13 protein-coding genes are annotated in these 17,740 nt (G+C 64.9%); 7 read left to right on the top strand and 6 right to left on the bottom strand.

What is annotated here, in order from left to right:
• The first annotated feature begins 191 nt into the window (after positions 1-191).
• Positions 192-2,282, top strand: a complete 2,091-nt coding sequence (locus WM94_RS15725) for a bifunctional diguanylate cyclase/phosphodiesterase (RefSeq protein ID WP_061551623.1) — start codon at positions 192-194, stop codon at positions 2,280-2,282.
• On the opposite strand, the gene WM94_RS15720 is transcribed toward WM94_RS15725, so the two are convergent.
• Positions 2,279-2,539, bottom strand: a complete 261-nt coding sequence (locus WM94_RS15720; protein ID WP_013972974.1) for a DUF1652 domain-containing protein — start codon at positions 2,537-2,539, stop codon at positions 2,279-2,281. The two genes, WM94_RS15725 and WM94_RS15720, sit on opposite strands and share 4 nt — an antisense overlap.
• Before the next feature lie 274 nt (positions 2,540-2,813).
• Positions 2,814-3,461 carry a DUF1345 domain-containing protein gene (locus tag WM94_RS15715; RefSeq protein WP_061304991.1) on the bottom strand — a complete coding sequence of 216 codons (648 nt, stop codon included), beginning with the start codon at positions 3,459-3,461 and terminating at the stop codon, positions 2,814-2,816.
• A 303-nt stretch (positions 3,462-3,764) separates the two neighbouring features.
• Here WM94_RS15715 and pgm point away from each other — a divergent pair, with 303 nt between their 5' ends.
• From pgm to WM94_RS15695, 4 genes are all read left to right on the top strand, one after another.
• Complete coding sequence (gene pgm / locus WM94_RS15710; protein WP_061551622.1) at positions 3,765-5,402, top strand: phosphoglucomutase (alpha-D-glucose-1,6-bisphosphate-dependent); 1,638 nt, start codon at positions 3,765-3,767, stop codon at positions 5,400-5,402.
• A gap of 78 nt (positions 5,403-5,480) precedes the next feature.
• On the top strand, positions 5,481-5,990 hold the full coding sequence (locus WM94_RS15705) for a sigma-70 family RNA polymerase sigma factor (RefSeq protein WP_061551621.1): 510 nt from the start codon (positions 5,481-5,483) through the stop codon (positions 5,988-5,990).
• Positions 5,990-6,934, top strand: a complete 945-nt coding sequence (locus tag WM94_RS15700; RefSeq protein ID WP_061551620.1) for a FecR domain-containing protein — start codon at positions 5,990-5,992, stop codon at positions 6,932-6,934. The genes WM94_RS15705 and WM94_RS15700 overlap by 1 nt, the downstream gene beginning before the upstream one ends.
• Positions 6,935-7,000: 66 nt before the next feature.
• Positions 7,001-9,406, top strand: a complete 2,406-nt coding sequence (locus tag WM94_RS15695) for a TonB-dependent receptor (RefSeq protein WP_061551619.1) — start codon at positions 7,001-7,003, stop codon at positions 9,404-9,406.
• A gap of 158 nt (positions 9,407-9,564) precedes the next feature.
• Here the strand turns inward: WM94_RS15695 and WM94_RS15690 are convergent, their stop codons facing one another.
• Positions 9,565-9,981, bottom strand: coding sequence for a RidA family protein (locus WM94_RS15690; protein WP_039614193.1), 417 nt, complete (start codon positions 9,979-9,981; stop codon positions 9,565-9,567).
• Entirely contained in the window at positions 9,981-11,300 is a 1,320-nt protein-coding gene (locus WM94_RS15685; RefSeq protein WP_015270678.1) for an NAD(P)/FAD-dependent oxidoreductase, read from the bottom strand. Before WM94_RS15685 ends, WM94_RS15690 begins: the two co-directional genes overlap by 1 nt.
• 371 nt (positions 11,301-11,671) lie before the next feature.
• On the opposite strand from WM94_RS15685, the gene WM94_RS15675 reads away from it, so the two are divergent.
• Complete coding sequence (locus WM94_RS15675) at positions 11,672-12,349, top strand: DUF1028 domain-containing protein (protein ID WP_013972966.1); 678 nt, start codon at positions 11,672-11,674, stop codon at positions 12,347-12,349.
• Complete coding sequence (gene argE / locus WM94_RS15670) at positions 12,342-13,502, top strand: acetylornithine deacetylase (protein ID WP_061551617.1); 1,161 nt, start codon at positions 12,342-12,344, stop codon at positions 13,500-13,502. Before WM94_RS15675 ends, argE begins: the two co-directional genes overlap by 8 nt.
• Before the next feature lie 324 nt (positions 13,503-13,826).
• Here argE and WM94_RS15665 read toward each other — a convergent pair whose 3' ends face one another.
• Together WM94_RS15665 and WM94_RS15660 are read right to left on the bottom strand one after the other, a co-directional pair.
• Positions 13,827-15,095, bottom strand: a complete 1,269-nt coding sequence (locus tag WM94_RS15665) for a carbohydrate porin (RefSeq protein ID WP_061551616.1) — start codon at positions 15,093-15,095, stop codon at positions 13,827-13,829.
• A 128-nt stretch (positions 15,096-15,223) separates the two neighbouring features.
• Positions 15,224-17,641, bottom strand: a complete 2,418-nt coding sequence (locus WM94_RS15660) for a glucose/quinate/shikimate family membrane-bound PQQ-dependent dehydrogenase (protein ID WP_015270674.1) — start codon at positions 17,639-17,641, stop codon at positions 15,224-15,226.
• Between the last annotated feature and the right edge of the window lie 99 nt (positions 17,642-17,740).

The raw sequence follows: 17,740 nt of genomic DNA, 5'->3' as shown, positions 1-17,740 counted from the left end.
ACAAGCACAGATCGCTGGGGCCGCTTCGCAGCCCGATCGCGACACAAGGCCGCTCCTACAGCTACCGCGCATGCGTCCAGGCCCTCGCAGTCTTTGGATCCATCCCCATTCGCAAAAACCCCGTGCGTTTCGCCTGACCTTGAGTACAATCGTCAGCTTTTTCCGGGCCTCCCGCCCCGCTGGAACTCTCGATGCTGATCGGTAGCTATTCCTCTTCGCTGGTGTTGATTTCGCTGTGCGTGGCGATTCTGGCGTCCTATACCGCCCTTGACCTGACCGGCCGCATCGCCACGGCCAAAGGCCGGGCTGCCTGCCTGTGGATGGGGGGTGGCGCGTTGGCCATGGGCATCGGCGTGTGGTCGATGCACTTCATCGGCATGCTCGCCTTCAGCCTGCCCATCGACCTGGGCTACGACCTTGCCCTGACCGCGTTCTCGCTGCTGATTGCCGTGTTGTCCTCGGGCTTTGCCTTGTGGCTGGTCAGCCAGCCGAGCCTGCCGTGGCAGCAATTGGCATTTGGCGCTCTGATCATGGGCACCGGCATTGCCTGCATGCACTACACCGGTATGGCCGCGCTGCGCATGCTGCCGGGCATCGACTATGACCCGACGCTGTTCGGGGCCTCGCTGCTGATTGCCGTGGCCGCCTCGGCAGCGGCGTTGTGGATCGCCTTCCGTCTGCGCGCGCATACTCCTTATGTGAGGCAGATTCGCGGCCTGGCGGCGGTGGTGATGGGCTTTGCCATCGTTGGCATGCACTACACCGGCATGGCCGCGGCGAATTTCCCCGAAGGCAGCTTCTGCGGTGCGCTGGCAGCGGGAGGCCTGCAAGGCGACGGCCTGGTCTACCTGGTACTGATCACCACGCTGGCGGTACTGGCGGTGGCCTTGCTCACCTCGGTACTGGATGCCCGCCTGGAGGCGCGCACCGCCGAGCTGGCCCGCTCGCTGACCCTGGCCAACCAGGAACTGACCCAGCTGGCCCTGCACGACACGCTCACCGACCTGCCCAACCGTACGTTGCTGGCCGACCGCATCGAGCAGGCCATTGCCAAGGTAGCGGAGCAGGGCGGTTGCTTTGCCCTGATGTTCATCGACCTGGACGGCTTCAAGCCAGTCAACGATGCCTTCGGCCACCACATCGGCGACTTGCTGCTCAAGGCCGTGGCGGCGCGCCTGCGCGGGCACCTGCACAGCCAGGACACGCTGGCGCGCATCGGCGGCGACGAATTCGTGCTGCTGGTGGAGCTGCGCGAGCCGAACGATGCCATGGATGTGGCGGTCAAGCAGGTCAATCTGGTGTCACGGCCATTCCGCGTGGCCGAGCATGACCTGCAGCTGACGGCGAGCCTGGGCATCGTCCTGTACCCGGGCAATGGCCTGGACCAGCATGAGCTGCTGCGCAATGCCGACGCTGCCATGTATCACGCCAAGAGCGCCGGCAAGAATGGCTACAGCTTCTTCGACGCGTCGATGAACAGCAACGCCCGCCAGCAATTGCAGCTACTGCAGGACCTGCGCCAGGCCCTGGAGCAGCGCCAGTTCCGCCTGCACTACCAGCCCAAGTTCGACGCCCAGAATTGCCAGCCGATCGGTGCCGAGGCCTTGCTGCGCTGGGAGCACCCGCAGCAGGGCCTGTTGCTGCCCGACCGTTTCATCGGCCTGGCGGAAAAGACCGGCCTGATCATCCCCATTGGCGAATGGGTGCTCATCGAGGCCTGCCGGCAGATGCGCCAGTGGCTGGACCAGGGGCACCACGGCTGGCGCATGGCGGTGAACCTGTCGGCTATCCAGTTCTGCCATGCCGGGCTGGTCGAGAGCGTGGCCCGAGCCCTGCAGCAGAACAGCCTGCCGGCCAACTGCCTGACCCTGGAAATTACCGAAACCACCGCCATGCACGACGCCGATGCCAGCCTGACGGTGCTGCAACGGTTGTCCGACATGGGCGTGGACCTGTCCATCGATGACTTCGGCACCGGCTATTCCAGCCTGATGTACCTAAAGCGCCTGCCGGCCAACGAGCTGAAGATCGACCGCGGTTTCGTGCGCGACCTGGAGCAGGACAGCGACGATGCGGCGATCGTTTCGGCAATCGTGGCGCTGGGCCAGGCGCTGGGGCTGCGCATCGTTGCCGAAGGAGTGGAGACCGACAGGCAGCAGGACTTCCTGACCCGCCTGGGCTGCGATTCGCTGCAAGGCTACCTGCTGGGCCAGCCGGTGCCGGCCGAGCAGTTCATGGGCAAGTTGCAGGCCATGCGCCAGGAAAGCACGGCAGCGGGCTAGACTGCGTCGCGCAGGGTGAAGGCGGGCATGAAGGTATCCATCTCCGCCTCGACGGCCTCGATGATGCGCTCTACGTCGGCGGCGGCCATGATTGCCGAGCAGGGGATGCCGGCAATCGCCAGCAGGGTTTCGCCGGTGGCGCGGTCGAACAGCCGCGCGACCATGCTGCGCGGTGCATCCATGCTGGCTTCGAAGCCCAGCGGGTGGAAATGCCAGCGCATCACCTGGCAGGCGTTGGGGAACGTCATCTTGTTCATGCCAGCCTCCTTGTTCGTACCTGGACGTGGTGAGCGGGTGGCCACATCGATGCGGCCGCCGGGAAAGTAACCATAGCACCTGTCACGCACTATTCTCGGCGGCCAATAAGACAAATTCACTGATGCATGACAGAGGTCACATCTTTGTCATGGACGGCATTTTGCGCAGGCCCGCAAGGCAAACGTTTTCCTGGCATGTTGACGGCAGATAACCCGCCAGGTGCTGCCAATTTGATCGAATTTGCCGCGCGATGTTTTCGGACGAGCGGTGTGATCAGCCGAGCAACCCGGCAGCGATATTGATGGTGAATCCCAGGATCGCCGTGTTGAATACGAATCCCACTAGTGAATGTGCCAGCACTACCCGCCGCAACTCCCGCCCGGCGATGCCCACGTCGGAGGTTTGTACCGCCACGCTGATGGTGAACGAGAAATAGTGGAAGTCCCAGTAATCGGGGTTGCGTTCGCCATCGGCGAAGCGCAGCGGCGGTTCGTGGTTTTGTCCGGTATAGAACAGCCGCGCGTAGTGCAGGCTGAAAATGCAGCCGATCAACAGCCAGGAACCGGCCACGGTCAGGCCGGTGTAGAGGTAGTGCACGACCAGCGCCGTGCCTTGCAGGCCACGGCTGGACACCAGTTGCAGGGTGACGGCGGCGAGGCTGGCGATGGCGGCGATGCACACGGTGAGCAGGACCAGGCCGGCGTTTTCGTCTTCGACGCGGGCGACCTTGCGTACCTTTTCCGCATTGGCGCTCAAGGTCAGGTAGAGCACCAGCAGCAGGTACAGCCATACGCCAAGGTTCCAGCCGGCGAGGATGTGCTGCACGCTGTCGCTGGCGGGGATCAGCCAGGCGCCGAGCAGGCCGACCACAGTGGCGATGCTCAGGCGCGGGTGGGTGTGGGTCAGGCGGTGGAAAGCCATGGGGTCTCTTTTGCGGGGTGCATGGTTTCTACTCTAGACCGTCATGAGGCAAATGAGCGGCATGCGCTGGCCCATGTAGGAGCGGCCTTGTGCCGCGAAAGGGCCGCAAAGCGGCCCCGACAATTCCTGAAGGTGCGAAGATCCTGGGGGCGCTTCGCACCCCTATCGCGACACGAGGCCGCTCCTACAAAAAAGCGGGCTGCATGGCCTGATGTTTCTTTGCTGCCGCCCATCGCACGGCATTGCAACTCTCAGTACACTGCACGCTCCAACACCAACATCCGTTGAACTCGAGGTTTCTGCATGACGCTCAGTCCTTTGGCAGGCAAGCCGGCTCCGGCCAGCGTGCTGGTCGATATTCCCCGACTGCTCACCGCCTACTACACCGGCCGCCCCGACGCTGCCGTGGCGGCCCAGCGGGTGGCCTTCGGCACCTCTGGGCACCGGGGCACTTCGCTTGAATTGAGCTTCAACGAGTACCACGTCCTGGCCATTACCCAGGCCATCTGCCTGTATCGCCAGGAGAAGGGCATCGATGGCCCGTTGTTCATAGGCGCCGACACCCACGCACTGTCGGCACCGGCTACCGCCAGCGCCCTGGAAGTGCTGGCTGCCAATGGCGTGCAGGTAATGTTGTCCAAGGACGACGAATACACGCCAACACCAGCGGTTTCTCATGCCATCCTCTGCCATAACCGTGGCCGCGAGCAGGGCCTGGCCGACGGCATCGTCATCACCCCGTCGCACAACCCGCCGCAAAGCGGTGGCTTCAAGTACAACCCGCCCAATGGCGGCCCGGCCGACAGCGACGTGACCAAGTGGATCGAGGCCAAGGCCAACGAACTGCTGGCTGCTGACCTGTCGGGCGTCAAGCGCATGGACCATGCCCAGGCGCTGCAGGCATCCACCACCCTGCGTCACGACTACGTGAGCAACTACGTGGCCGACCTGGAAAACGTCATCGACTTCGACGTCATCCGCGGCGCCAAGCTGCGCCTGGGCGTCGACCCGCTGGGCGGGGCAGGGGTGCGCTACTGGTCGGCGATTGCCGAGCATTACCAGCTGGACCTGGAAGTGGTGAACACCGAGGTCGACCCGACCTTCCGCTTCATGACCGTCGACTGGGACGGCCAGATCCGCATGGACCCGTCTTCGCCCTATGCCATGCAGGGCCTGATCGGCCTGCGCGAACGCTTCGACGTGGCCTTCGCCTGCGACCCGGACCACGATCGCCATGGCATCGTCACCCCCGATGGCCTGCTGCAGCCGAACAACTACCTGGCCGTGGCCATCGACTACCTGTACCGCCACCGCCCGCAATGGCGCAGCGATGCCGCCGTCGGCAAGACCGTGGTGTCCAGTGGCCTGATCGATCGCGTCACCCAGCGCCTGGGCCGTGAACTGTACGAAGTACCGGTGGGCTTCAAGTTCTTCGCCCAGGGCCTGTTCGACGGCACGCTGGGCTTTGGTGGCGAGGAAAGCGCGGGGGCTTCGTTCCTGCGCCGCGATGGCTCGGTCTGGGCCACCGACAAGGACGGGCTGATCCCGGCCTTGCTGGCTGCCGAGATGACCGCCCGCACCGGGCGCAACCCGAGCCAGGCCTACGCCGACCTGACCGAGGCGCTGGGCAAGCCGTTCGCCACCCGTGTCGAAGCCAAGGCCGATGCCCGGCAGAAGGCTTTGCTGAGCAAGCTGGCGCCGGAGCAGGTGAAGTCGACCGAGCTGGCGGGTGAGCCGATCGTGCAGATCCTCAGCCATGCGCCGGGCAACGGCCAGGCGATCGGCGGGCTGAAGGTGATGACCGCCAATGGCTGGTTCGCCGCACGCCCGTCGGGCACCGAGGATATCTACAAGATCTACGCCGAAAGCTTCATCGACGAGGCGCACCTGCAGCGCCTGGTGCAGGAAGCGCAAGTGCTGGTGGATGCGGCGATTGCCTGACTGGTAACAAACCGCTTGGTTCTGTGGTGCGCTGTAAATTAGAATTAATCTTATTTACACTACCGCAGGGCCTTCCCCATGATCGACGCCGCGCCGCCACCGGAGCATAGCCTGCCTGCCCTGTACCGGGAACACCGCGGCTGGCTGGAAACCTGGCTGCGGCGGCGCATGGGCAATGCCTGGGATGCCGCCGACCTCAGCCAGGATACCTTCCTGCGTATCCTGGCCAGCGCCCAGCCGCTGGCAGACATTCGCGAACCGCGTGCCTACCTGCTGACCGTGGGCAAGCGCCTGCTGAGCAACTTCCAGCAGCGGCGCAGCCTGGAACAAGCCTACCTCGATGCACTGGCGCAGTTGCCCGAGCAGCATGTGCCCTCGCCAGAGCAGCGTTGGGTACTGCTGGAAACCCTGCAAGCCCTCGACGAGTTGCTCGACGGCCTAAAGGTGCCGGTACGCAAGGCTTTTCTCTGGAGCCAGCTGGAGGGCCTGGGCTATGCCGAGATCGGCAGGCGCCTGGGTGTTTGCGAGCGCTCGGTCAAACGCTACATGGCGCAGGCCTACGAGCATTGCCTGCTGGCCGAACTGTAATGACCAGCCATTCCCCCGAAACCCGCGAGGCACTGCAGGCCGCCGCGCGCTGGCTGGCGCTGGTGGACTCTGGCGCTGCCAGCGAGGGTGACCTGCAGCGCCTGGAACAATGGCGCACCAGCAGCACCTTGCACGAACACGCCTGGCAAAAGGCACTGCTGTTGCGCCAGCGCTTTTCCGCGCTACCCGGCGCATTGGCCATGGCCACCCTGGACCGCCCGGATAGCGGCCGCCGGGCGCTGCTCAAGCAGGCCCTGGGCGTGGCTGCATTGTTGCCGGCGGCCTGGCTGGCAAGCCGCGAACTGCCGCTGGAGGCCTGGGTCGCCGACATGCGCACCGCGGTCGGGGAGCGCCGGCAGGTGCTGCTGAGCGATGGCACATTCGTGCAGTTGAACACCGACAGTGCGGTGGATATCGACCTGGGCGCGCGTCGCCTGACATTGCTGCGTGGCGAAGTGGCAATCAGGTTGCCCGGCAACCTGAGCCTGACGTTGCAGGTGCCCTATGGCCAGGTCGCGCTGGATGCCGGCGAGGTGTGCCTGCGCCTGGTCGATCAGGCCTGCCGGGTATCGGTGCTCAAGGGCACGGCCAACCTGCAGCCGCGGCAAGGCCCGGCACTGTTGCTGCAGGCCGGGCAGCAGGCCAGCCTGCAAGTGGCCGGGGTTGGCCCTGTCACCGGCCTGGACGCATGGCTGCTGGGCTGGCGCGAAGGGGTACTGCGGCTGGAGGATCGCCCGTTGGGCGAGCTGCTGCACGAGCTGCGCAGGTACCGCCCCGGCGTGCTGCGCTGGGCGCCCGAACTGGAGGCCCTGCGCGTGACCGGTACGTTCCGCCTCGACGACACCGACCGGGTGCTGGCCTTGCTCGCCGCCAGCCTGCCGTTGCAGGTGCACACGCGCACGCGTTACTGGGTGAGCCTGGCCGCGCGGGAAAATCGCGCATGAGGCTGTCCCCTTTTTTTCGCTCACCGGTCATTACCGGTAGGAGCAAATAAAGGGGAGCCTTGTTCAATGCCTGTTGTCATGTCCAGCCGCCTGCGCCCACTGGCGCGTGCGGCACATCCGTTGTTCGCCATGAGCCTGTTGTTGTGTGCACCGGCCTGGGCCGAAGAACCCGCCCGGCGCAGCTATCAGGTGTCGCCTGCAAACCTTGGTGCGGCACTTACCCAGTTTGCCGACCAGGCCGGGGTCAGCCTGTCGCTGGACCCGGCGCTGGTCAACGGCCGGCAGAGCAATGGCCTGTCCGGCAGCTACAGCGTCGACGAAGGCTTCACCCAGCTGTTGCGCGGCAGCGGCCTGCAGTTGCTGCCGGTGGGCGAGGGTGCTTTCACGTTGATGCCGGCCCCCCAGGCGGGTGGTGCGCTTGAAATCGCCCCGACCAGCATCGTCGGTGGCCTGGCCGCAGGCAACGAAACGCAACCCTATGCCGGTGGCCAGGTGGCCCGTCAGGGTTCACAGGGCCTGCTCGGCACGCGCGATTTCATGGAAACCCCGTTCAGCATCACCAGCTACACCAGCGAACTGGTGAAGAACCAGCAGGCGCGGACCTTGGGCGAGCTGATCGCCAGCGACCCATCGGTACGCGCCACCAACCCGGCGGGTGGGCGCTTCGAGCAGTTCACCATTCGCGGCTTCAGCCTGTTCAACAGTGATGTGGCCTACAACGGCCTGTACGGCATCCTGCCGACCTACTCGATCGACATGGAAATGGCCGACCGGGTCGACATCATCAAAGGCCCCAGCCAGCTGATCAACGGCATTTCGCCGCGAGGCAGTGTCGGCGGCGGCATCAATGTGCAGCCCAAGCGAGCCGGCGACCAGCCGCTCACCGAGTTTACCGGCAGCTATGCCTCGGCCGGTCAGGCAGGCGGTGCGGTGGACGTTGGTCGGCGCTTTGGCGAAGGCCAGCAGTTCGGCGTGCGCTTCAATGGCGTGAAACAGGCGGGCGATACCGAATGGGACCACCAGCGAGTCGAACGTGAAATGGCGGTGTTGGGCCTGGACTTTCGTGGCGAGCGCCTGCGGCTTTCGGCGGACCTTGGCCATACCGAGCGCGATACCGATGCACCGCAGGAGCGGGTGCTGGTCGGTGCCAATGCCAAGGTGCCGGACGCCAACGACGTACGCCACAACTACGCCCAGGCCTGGAGCAAGGCGCGCACCAACGACACCTTCGGTGCGCTGCATGCCGAGTACGATATCAGCGAGTCGCTGCTGGCCTATGGCGCGGTCGGCGCGCGCAAGAGCAACCATGACTTCCTGCGCCACAACGTGTCCATCAGCAACGATGCCGGCGACTTCACCGTGCAGCCGCGCGACTTCACCCGGGATGAAAGCGTGCGTACCGCCATGGCCGGCGTGCGCAACTGGTTCCATACCGGGCCGGTCAGCCACGAACTGAACCTGGCCGCCACCTACTTCTACATGGACTTCACCAACGGCGGCGCCCGCTATGCCTCGGCGCCCAGTAACCTCTACCACCCGGTGGCCACGCCGACACCGGGCACGCCAACCCGCATCGACCCTGAGGTGTACACGGAAAACCGCTTTTCCGGCGTGGCCCTGGCCGACACCCTGGGCTTCTTCGATGACCGCCTGCTGCTGACCCTGGGCGCGCGTTGGCAGCGGGTGCAGGTGGATGACTGGAGCGACGGCATCAAGGGGGATACCGCCTACGATGAAGAGAAGGTGTCGCCCTCGGGCGGCGTGCTGCTTAAGGTTACCGACCAGCTGTCGTTGTATGCCAACTACATGGAGGGCCTGAGCCAAGGAAAGATTGCGCCGTCGACATCGGTCAACGAAGACCAGATCTTCCCGCCGTTCACCAGCCGCCAGGTCGAGGTGGGGGCCAAGTACGACCTGGGCCAGGTCGCCTTTACCGCCAGTGCCTTCCGCATCCGCCAGCCCGCCTATGAAACCAACCCCACATCGCGGGTGTTCGGCCCCAATGGCAAGCGCGACAACCGCGGTATCGAACTGAGCGTGTTCGGCGAGCCCGTGCAAGGCGTGCGTGTGCTGGGCGGGGTGATGTATATCGACAGCGAACTGACCGACACCATCCGTGGCGCCTACGATGGCAACCGCGCGCCGGCCACGCCCGAGTACAACGTCAACCTGGGCGCAGAATGGGATGTGCCTGGGGTGAACGGCCTGACCCTGACGGCGCGGGGCATCCACTCGAGCTCGCAGTACCTGGACCAGAACAACAGCAAGCAGATCGACGGTTGGGAGCGTTACGACGTGGGTGCGCGTTATGCGTTCAAGGTGGATGCCACTCAGGTGACCTTGCGTGCCAGTGTCGAGAATGTGCTGGGCGACCGCTACTGGAGTTCGGCCGGAGCTTCGGATGACAGCGAGCCGGGGCTGACGCTGTCTACGCCGCGTACCTACCTGCTGTCGGCGACAGTGGGTTTCTAGCCCATTTCAAAAGTGGGCGCGTTCCCTGTAGGAGCGGCCTTGTGTCGCGAAAGGGCTGCAAAGCAGCCCCAGCAATTTCAAGTGTTGCGCATCAATCCTGGGGCCGCGTTGCGGCCCTTTCGCGACACAAGGCCGCTCCTACAGGTTGAACCGATCGGTCAGACCGAATCTGGCACCACGGCGATCACATCGATTTCCATTAGCCACTCGGCCTGGGCCAACCCGGCCACCACCAGCCCGGTGGAAATCGGGAACACGCCTTTGAGCCACTTGCCTACCTCCTTGTACACCGGCTCGCGGAAGCGCGGGTCGGTGATGTAGGTGGTGGTTTTGACGATGTGCGACAGGTCCGAGCCGGCTTCTTCGAGCAGTTGCTTGACGTTCTTCATTGCCTGCTCGGTCTGCGCCCGTGGGTCACCCAGGCCCACCAGGTTGCCTTCGAAGTCGGTGCCGACCTGGCCGCGCACGTAGATGGTGTTGCCGGCGCGCACCGCCTGGCATAGGTCGTTGTCCAGGGTCTGGTTGGGGTAGGTGGCCTTGGTGTTGAACATGCGGATGCGGGTATGAGTAGGCATCAGTGGGCTCCGAGGGTGCTGACGTTGCTGATCTTGGGTTGCTGCTGCTCATCCGCTGCGCGTTGCTCGCGGTCGCGGTAGGCGGCATAGGTGCGTTGCGTGGCGATGTGGCCGGCGACGTGCTTGGCGTCGTGCCACACGCCCCAGATGAACGACGAGCCACGACGCGACAGCCACGGCAGGCCAAGGAAGTACACACCCGGCTCGCGGGCCACGCCGCGTTGGTGCTGGGGCTTGCCGTTGGCGTCGAAGGTGTCTACCTGCAGCCAGCTGAAGTCGACACCGTAACCGGTAGCCCAGATGATGCTGGTGACGCCGGCCTTGGCCAGGTCCAGCTGCTGCAGCGGGTTGCGCATGCACTCCGGGTCGGCCAGGCGTTTGCGGGCTTCGGGCTCTTCCGGCAGGTCCAGGCCGTTGCGTTCGATGTAGGCATCGGCGGCATCGAGCAGGGCCAGGTAGTTTTCGTCGCCGCGGTTGATGTTCTCGACCAGGTTGTCCTGGAAGCGTGCCACGCCGTTCTCGAACGACTGGGTCAGGCCGACCAGGGTCATGCCCTGGTGGGCGAGGGCGCGGAAGTCCACGGTGTGGCCGCCACGGGCGCCACTGACGGCAATGGTCACGTGCTCGCGGCCAGGCTTGGCGATCTCCGCATCCCACTCACCCAGCACGCCCAGCCACCAGCAGAAGTCGCGGTTGCGGTAAGCGCGTGGCGGGCGATCGTGGGCGCCGACCGAGAGGTACACCTGGCGCCCGGCACGCATCAGTTCTTCGGCGATCTGTACGCCGGAGGAGCCGGCGCCGACCACCAGCACAGCGCCTTCTGGCAACTGCTCGGGGTTGTAATAGGCAGCGGAGTGGATCTGGTGCAGGTTGCTGTCTTTCGGCGCGATGGCCGGGATTACCGGTTTCTGGAACGGGCCGGTGGCGGCGACCACGCGGTTGGCGCGAATCACGCCTTCATTGGTTTCGATGGTAAAACCGGGGCGGTCGCTGTTGCGCAGCACTTTCTTCACTTCGATGCCGGTGCGTACGGGCAGGTTGTACTTGCGTACGTACTGCTCGAAGTAGTCGGCCACCTGGTCCTTGCCGGCGAAGGCGTCGGCGTCGAGGTTGAATTCCAGCCCCGGGAAGCGGTCGTGCCATACCGGGCCGTTGGCCACCAGCGAGTCCCAGCGGCCGGTGCGCCAGGCCTCGGCGATACGCTTGCGCTCCAGCACCAGGTGCGGCACGCCAAGCTTGCTCAGGTGTTCGCTCATGGCCACGCCGGCCTGGCCGGCGCCGACGACGAGGGTGTCGATTTCGAGGTTGTTCAGTGTCATGTCCGAGCCCTTGTTCAGGCGGTTTTTGTCAGGTCGGTTTGGAGGACCGCCGTTGCCTGGGGCCAGACTAGGGATGCCGTGGAAATGGCGAAAATAGTATTTAGCTGGGGCTTGCCGATAAAACGGCGAAGGCCCTGGATTCTGCGGCTTGCCAGTTGGACGCCAAGGGGCCGCGCGCTGTGCCGACAGGAATAATTGGCCCGAAACAGATGTAGGAGCAGCCTTGTGCTGCGAAGCGCCGCGCGGGCGGCGCTCGATCTCAGCCAGAGCAAAGTTTTTTCCTGCCTAACCCCTCGGAAAAAGGTCGTTTCGCCGGCCGAAAGGTTCAACCCAGAATGCCGTGTATCGCACAGCACAACAGGAAGCATGACATGACTTTTTCCATCATCGGTCGTTGCCAGGAAACCGGCCAGGTCGGTATCGCCATCAGCTCTTCGAGCATCGCCGTGGGCGCCCGCTGCCCGTGGGTGCGTGCCGGTGTGGGTGCGGTCGCCACCCAGAACATCACCTTGCCGGCGCTGGGCCCGCAGATTCTCGATGCCCTGGAACAGGGCCAGTTGCCGCCTGCCGCTGCGCTGGACCGGGTGCTGAGCGCCAACGGCTGGAGCGAGTATCGCCAGCTCACGGTGATCGACAGCCATGGCCAGGTCGCGCTGTTCACTGGCAAGGAAGCCCTGGGCACCCACCACGCCGTGGCCGGTGAGCAATGTGCGGCGGCAGGCAACCTGTTGGCCTCGACCCAGGTGATCGAGGCGATGGTGCAGGCCTTTGAACAAGCCGGCGGGCATCTGGCCGACCGCCTGCTGGCGGCCATGCACGCGGCGATGGCCGCAGGTGGCGAGGCGGGGCCTGTGCACTCGGCGGCGTTGAAGATTGCCGGCGAACTGACCTGGCCACTGGTGGACCTGCGTGTGGACTGGGCCGAAGCAGACCCGATTGGTGTGCTCGATGGCCTGTGGCAGGCATATCGGCCGCAGATGCAGGACTACGTCACCCGCGCCCTCAACCCGACTGCCGCGCCAAGCTACGGGGTGCCGGGCGATGAGTGAATTTGCCAGTCGCGCGATGCTGGCCAGGCTGATCGGCTTTGCCACGGTCAGCCGGGATTCCAACCTCGAACTGATCAGCTTCATCCGCGACTACCTGGCCGAGCTGGGGGTGGAAAGCGAACTGTTCCATAACCCGGAAGGCACCAAGGCCAACCTGTTCGCCACCATCGGCCCCCGGGACGTTGGCGGCGTGGTGCTGTCCGGGCATACCGATGTGGTGCCGGTGGACGGCCAGGCCTGGACAGTCGAGCCGTTTGCCCTGAGTGAGCGCGACGGGCGGCTGTATGGCCGCGGCACGGCCGACATGAAGGGCTTCATCGCTTCGGTGCTGGCGGCTGTACCGGTGTTTCTCGCCCAGCCGTTGCGCATGCCGGTGCACCTGGCGTTCTCCTACGACGAGGAAGTCGGCTGCCTGGGGGTGCGCTCGATGCTGGCCGCGCTGGAGCAGCGCCCGCACAAGCCACGGTTGTGCCTGATTGGCGAACCCACCGAACTCAAGCCGGTGCTGGGGCACAAGGGCAAGCTGGCGATGCGTTGCCAGGTGCATGGCGCGGCCTGCCACTCGGCGTACGCGCCGTATGGGGTGAATGCCATCGAGTATGCGGCGAAGCTGATCGGCAAGCTGGGTGATATCGGTGATGCCCTGGCGTTGCCGGAGCATCACGACGAGCGCTTCGACCCACCGTTCTCCACTGTGCAGACCGGTGTGATCAAAGGGGGCAGGGCGCTGAACATCGTGCCGGCGGAATGCGAATTCGATTTCGAAGTACGGGCTTTGCCGGGGTTCGAGGCGCAGGCAGTGGCCAACCAGCTGCAAACCTATGCCGAGGCCGAACTGCTGCCGCGCATGCGCAAGGTCAATGCCGCCAGCGCCATTCGCCTGCAGCCGTTGAGTGCATATCCGGGGCTGGCCACGCCAGCGGATAGCGAGGCGGCAGGCCTGGTGGCGTTGCTCAGTGGTTCGGATGAGTTCGGTACGGTGGCGTTTGGTACCGAAGGAGGGCTGTTCGACCAGGCGGGCATCCCGACTGTGGTGTGTGGGCCTGGGAGCATGGACCAGGGGCACAAGCCGGATGAGTTCGTCAGTGTCGAGCAGTTGCGGGGGTGTGATGCCATGTTGCTGAGGCTGGTGGATTACCTCAGGCAGGGTTGATTGCGCTGGCCTCTTCGCGGGCACGCCCGCTCCCACAGGTACAGCACCGCCAGGCCAGCCGGCGATATACCTGTGGGAGATTGCCCAGCCCTTTGGGCTGCGCTGTCGCGCAGAGAACCAATATCGCTCGTCTGACGCGTCCTTTGTAGGAGCAGCCTTGTGCTGCGAAGAGGCCGGTACAGCCAATAGACAGGCTTTGTCAGCCCCGGCCTCTTCGCAGCACAAGGCTGCTCCTACAGAACCTCGCCGAACCAATGAGTCATGTGTTGTTCTATGAGCGCGGGCGTGCCCGCGAAGGGCTGCAGAGCAGCCCCAGTCAAGGTTTCAGAAGGTAGCCTTGACCTGCAGGCCAACCACCAGCGCGTTGTCGATGTCCTTCCCGGAGAACGCGCCCGGCTCGATGATGTACTGCACATCCGGGCGCAGATTCAGCCACGGCGTGGCCTGGTAGCCATAGCTCAGCTCGACCAGCTGCTCGGCGCTGTCGATATCGGGGAACTGCTGCCCGGCATCGAACGCGGCATCTTCCAGCACCTCGCGGCTACGCGGGTTGGGTACGGCACGGCCATAGCCCAGGGCCACAGTATCCTTCGCGCGGCCTGCGAACGGCTTGTACAGCACCACGCCGGCGCCATACCACTTGGTGAATGGCGATGCGGCCTTGCTCGACGCCGAGTACTGGCCGAAGGCATGCAGGCTGCGGCCCGGCAAGCCCTGGTCGTTCCACACGGCCTGGTCGACCAGCAGATAGTGGCCGCCGCGGCCGGACACTTCCTCGTCGCTGCCGATGCGCTTCACATCGGAGCTGTCGTAGTAGTAGCCCAGTTTGTACTCGCCAGGCAGCTCGCCCTGCAGCTTGTAGACCAGCTCTACCGGTACCACGGTGCCGGTGGTGTGCTTGGGGCCCAGGTGCCAGGCGCGGCTGGAGTTGCCGTTGCTTTCCGGGTCGACGTTGAACGCCGCCACACGCAGTTGCCAGGATGGCGACAGGTCGTACTTCACCCGCACGCCCAGGTGGGCATTGGGGTAATTGGTCCAGCCACTGCCGCCAGACATGTTCAGCGGGTGGCCGCAGAAGCCGGCGTTCATGAAGTTGCACAGGATGCCACTGTCCAGGCCGCCGAGGTCGTTGCCCATGGCCATGTAGCCGAGCTTGACGTTGAGCGCCGGGGTGAACAGGGTACGCTCGTAGCTCAGCTCGGTCAGGCGGGTGTACAGGCCACCGAAGTTTTCCTGGATCGGCAGGCGGTTGCCCACCAGGTCTTCCGAGGCGCTGTTGCCGCGGCGGTCGTTGATGGTCAGCTGGACCTTGCCGCCGTTGTCCAGGCCATACAGTTTCGACAGGTCGAACTGCACGCCCAGTTTCAGGTTTTGCGAGTAGCGCGCCGAGCGGTGCAGGCCACCGTGGGCGTTGTAGGCGGTTTCGCCGCTGTAGTCGCCGGTGAACCTGACGCCGTCTTCTTCCAGCTGGTGACGCAGGCCGCCCCAGTCACCGGTCAGGGTGCTGCGGGTCATCAGGTCGCCGTCGGCCAGGGCGGTGCTGCTGGCGAGGGCCAGCAACAGGGTGGGGGTGATGCGAATTGCGGATGGCATTGCTGAATCTCGGGTTGTCTTCTAAGGCCTCTTCGCGGGTGAACCCGCTCCCACAGGATTTTCACTGCCCTTGCAAACTGTGCAGTTCCTGTGGGAGCGGGTTTACCCGCGAAGGGGGCGACGCGGTGTTACGGCAAGGCGTAAGAAATCACGTAGTCGCCACGGTCAGTCGACTGGCGCGCGCCGCCAGCCGTGACCACCACGTACTGCTTGCCGGTTTTCGGCGAAACGTAGGTCATCGGGCCGCCCTGGCTGCCCACTGGCAGGCGAGCCTTCCAGATTTCGTTGCCGTTGCTGCTGTCGTAGGCGCGCAGGTAGAAGTCCTGGGTGCCGGCGATGAACACCAGGCCGCCCTGGGTGGACAGGGTGCCGCCGAGGGTCGGCAGGCCGATCTTGATCGGCAGGTGCATGCGGATGCCGAGCGGGCCGGTGTCCTCGACGGTACCCACAGGTACCTGCCACGCCACCTGGCGGGTCTTCATGTCGATAGCGGTCAGGGTGCCGAATGGCGGCGCCTGGCACGGAATGCCGGCCACCGACAGGAAGCGGTTCTTGTTTACTGCATACGGGGTGCCCTTGAGCGGTACTGCACCCATGCCGGTGTTCAGCGCTTCGCCACCGGAAGCGGCACCGCCCTTGTTCTGCGACGGGATCATCTGGATCCACAGGCCCAGGCGCATGTCGTTGACGAAGATGAAACCATGTACCGGGTCGGTGGAAATGCTGCCCCAGTTCATGCCGCCCAGCGAACCCGGGAAGCTCAGCGACAGGTCGGTGCCCGGTGCGGTGTACAGGCCGTCGTAGCGCATTTTCTTGAAGTCGATGCGGCACAGCAGCTGGTCGTACGGGGTTGCGCCCCACATGTCCGATTCGGTCAGGGTCTGCGCGCCGATCTGCGGCATGCCCACCGACTTCGGCTGGGTTGGCGAGTACGGCTCGTTGGGGATGTTGCTTGGCTTGACCGGTACTTCGTCGACCTGGGTCAGCGGCTTGCCGGTGGCGCGGTCGAGCACGTAGATCTGCCCGGCCTTGGTGCCGATTACCACTGCAGGTACCGACTGGCCGTCGTCCTTGGTGAAATCGATCAGGCTCGGCTGCATCGGCAGATCGAAGTCCCACAGGTCGTTGTGCACGGTCTGGAACACCCACTTCTGGTTGCCGGTGGTGGCGTCCAGCGCCAGTACCGAAGCGCCATAAGTGTGGTCCAGCTTGCTGCGTTCGACACCGTAGATGTCGGTGGACGACGAGCCCATCGGCAGGAACACGGTATTCATCGCCGGGTCGTAGGACATCGGGGCCCAGCTGTTGGGGGTGCTGCGCACATAGGTGCTGTCGCCCTGCGGCGCCTGGCGATCTTCCGGGTTGCCGGGGTCGAAGGCCCAGCGCATTTCACCCGTGATCACGTCGAAACCACGGATCACGCCGCCTGGCATGTCGGTCTGGACGTTGTCGGCGACGCGGCCGCCGACCACCACGGTGGTGCCGGCCATCAGTGGGGCCGAGGACAGCTGGTAGTAGGAGTCCGGCACATCGCCCAGGCCGGCCTTGAGGTCGACCTGGCCGTTGTTGCCGAAGCCCTGGCAGAACTCGCCGGTGTCGGCGTCGACGGCAATCAGGCGGCCATCGATGGTGTTGGTCAGCAGGCGACGCTGGCAGTTGGCACCGGCCGGTACGCTGGCCGCGGTGATTGGCGAGCTGTTCGGCTGGGTCGGCTGGGCGATGGCGGCAGTGGCGTCGAAGTAGGCCATGCCACGGCAACGCTGCCAGACCTTGGACTGGGCGTTGATCGCGTTCTTCCACAGCTCTTTGCCGGTGTCGGCATCAAGGGCGATCAGGTTGTTGTGCGGGGTGCAGATGAACACCTTGTTGCCGACCTGCAGCGGGGTCAGCTGGTCTTCGGCGCCGTTGCCGTCGCTGAGCGCCACGTCACCGGTGCGGTAGGTCCAGGCCACTTTCAGCTTGTTGACGTTGTCGCGGTTGATCTGGTCCAGCGCGGCGAAGCGGCTGCCACCTTCGGTGTTGCCGTAGTGAGCCCAGTCCTTCTGCGCCTTGCCGGCCTCGACCGGGGTCATGCCCGGGCCTTTGCCGGTGGGGGCGACGCTTGGGTGGGCGACGAACATGTTGCCGGCGGCGACCACCAGCAGCACGGCCATCACCCCGGCAACGCCATAGGCACCGCGGCCGGCGCTGGTGCCATTGGCACGGGCCAGCAGCGGGTAGACCAGTGCCACCACCATGCCGATTGCGCCGAACATGAACAGGCGCGAGAACAGCGGCCAGAACACCAGGCCTGCGTCGATCAGCGCCCAGATGGCAGTGCCGACCAGGAACGCCGCGTACAGCCAGGCGCCAGCCGGCTTGCGGCGAGCGATGAGAACGCCGGCGATGGCCATGGCCAGGCCGCCGATCAGGAAGTACCAGGAACCTCCCAGGCCGGCCAGCTTGACGCCGCCCGCAGCCAGGAGGAGGCCGAGCAGGGCGATGATCACGCCCAGGCCGACCAGGATGATGTTTGTGGCGCCAGAGGCGCGCGGTGTTTCTTTCATGCCAGGGATCTCAGCAGGTGGAATGCGCGCAGTGTAATCTCTTAGCTTGCTAATTAACAAGTTGGTACATAATTTTGTGGGGCGGATTGTCGCAGGGTT

The organism is Pseudomonas sp. ABFPK (assembly GCF_001586765.1).
GTDB lineage: Bacteria > Pseudomonadota > Gammaproteobacteria > Pseudomonadales > Pseudomonadaceae > Aquipseudomonas > Aquipseudomonas asiatica.
The sequence above is the reverse complement of the archived record's forward strand: the minus strand, read 5'-3'. Positions and strand labels throughout refer to the sequence as shown.

What these genes read in the sequence shown, in the direction of transcription:
- WM94_RS15725 (WP_061551623.1), top strand. Translation starts at nt 192, where the DNA reads ATGCTGATCGGTAGCTATTCCTCTTCGCTGGTGTTGATTTCGCTGTGC.
- WM94_RS15720 (WP_013972974.1), bottom strand. Translation starts at nt 2,539, where the DNA reads ATGAACAAGATGACGTTCCCCAACGCCTGCCAGGTGATGCGCTGGCAT.
- WM94_RS15715 (WP_061304991.1), bottom strand. Translation starts at nt 3,461, where the DNA reads ATGGCTTTCCACCGCCTGACCCACACCCACCCGCGCCTGAGCATCGCC.
- pgm (WP_061551622.1), top strand. Translation starts at nt 3,765, where the DNA reads ATGACGCTCAGTCCTTTGGCAGGCAAGCCGGCTCCGGCCAGCGTGCTG.
- WM94_RS15705 (WP_061551621.1), top strand. Translation starts at nt 5,481, where the DNA reads ATGATCGACGCCGCGCCGCCACCGGAGCATAGCCTGCCTGCCCTGTAC.
- WM94_RS15700 (WP_061551620.1), top strand. Translation starts at nt 5,990, where the DNA reads ATGACCAGCCATTCCCCCGAAACCCGCGAGGCACTGCAGGCCGCCGCG.
- WM94_RS15695 (WP_061551619.1), top strand. Translation starts at nt 7,001, where the DNA reads ATGCCTGTTGTCATGTCCAGCCGCCTGCGCCCACTGGCGCGTGCGGCA.
- WM94_RS15690 (WP_039614193.1), bottom strand. Translation starts at nt 9,981, where the DNA reads ATGCCTACTCATACCCGCATCCGCATGTTCAACACCAAGGCCACCTAC.
- WM94_RS15685 (WP_015270678.1), bottom strand. Translation starts at nt 11,300, where the DNA reads ATGACACTGAACAACCTCGAAATCGACACCCTCGTCGTCGGCGCCGGC.
- WM94_RS15675 (WP_013972966.1), top strand. Translation starts at nt 11,672, where the DNA reads ATGACTTTTTCCATCATCGGTCGTTGCCAGGAAACCGGCCAGGTCGGT.
- argE (WP_061551617.1), top strand. Translation starts at nt 12,342, where the DNA reads ATGAGTGAATTTGCCAGTCGCGCGATGCTGGCCAGGCTGATCGGCTTT.
- WM94_RS15665 (WP_061551616.1), bottom strand. Translation starts at nt 15,095, where the DNA reads ATGCCATCCGCAATTCGCATCACCCCCACCCTGTTGCTGGCCCTCGCC.
- WM94_RS15660 (WP_015270674.1), bottom strand. Translation starts at nt 17,641, where the DNA reads ATGAAAGAAACACCGCGCGCCTCTGGCGCCACAAACATCATCCTGGTC.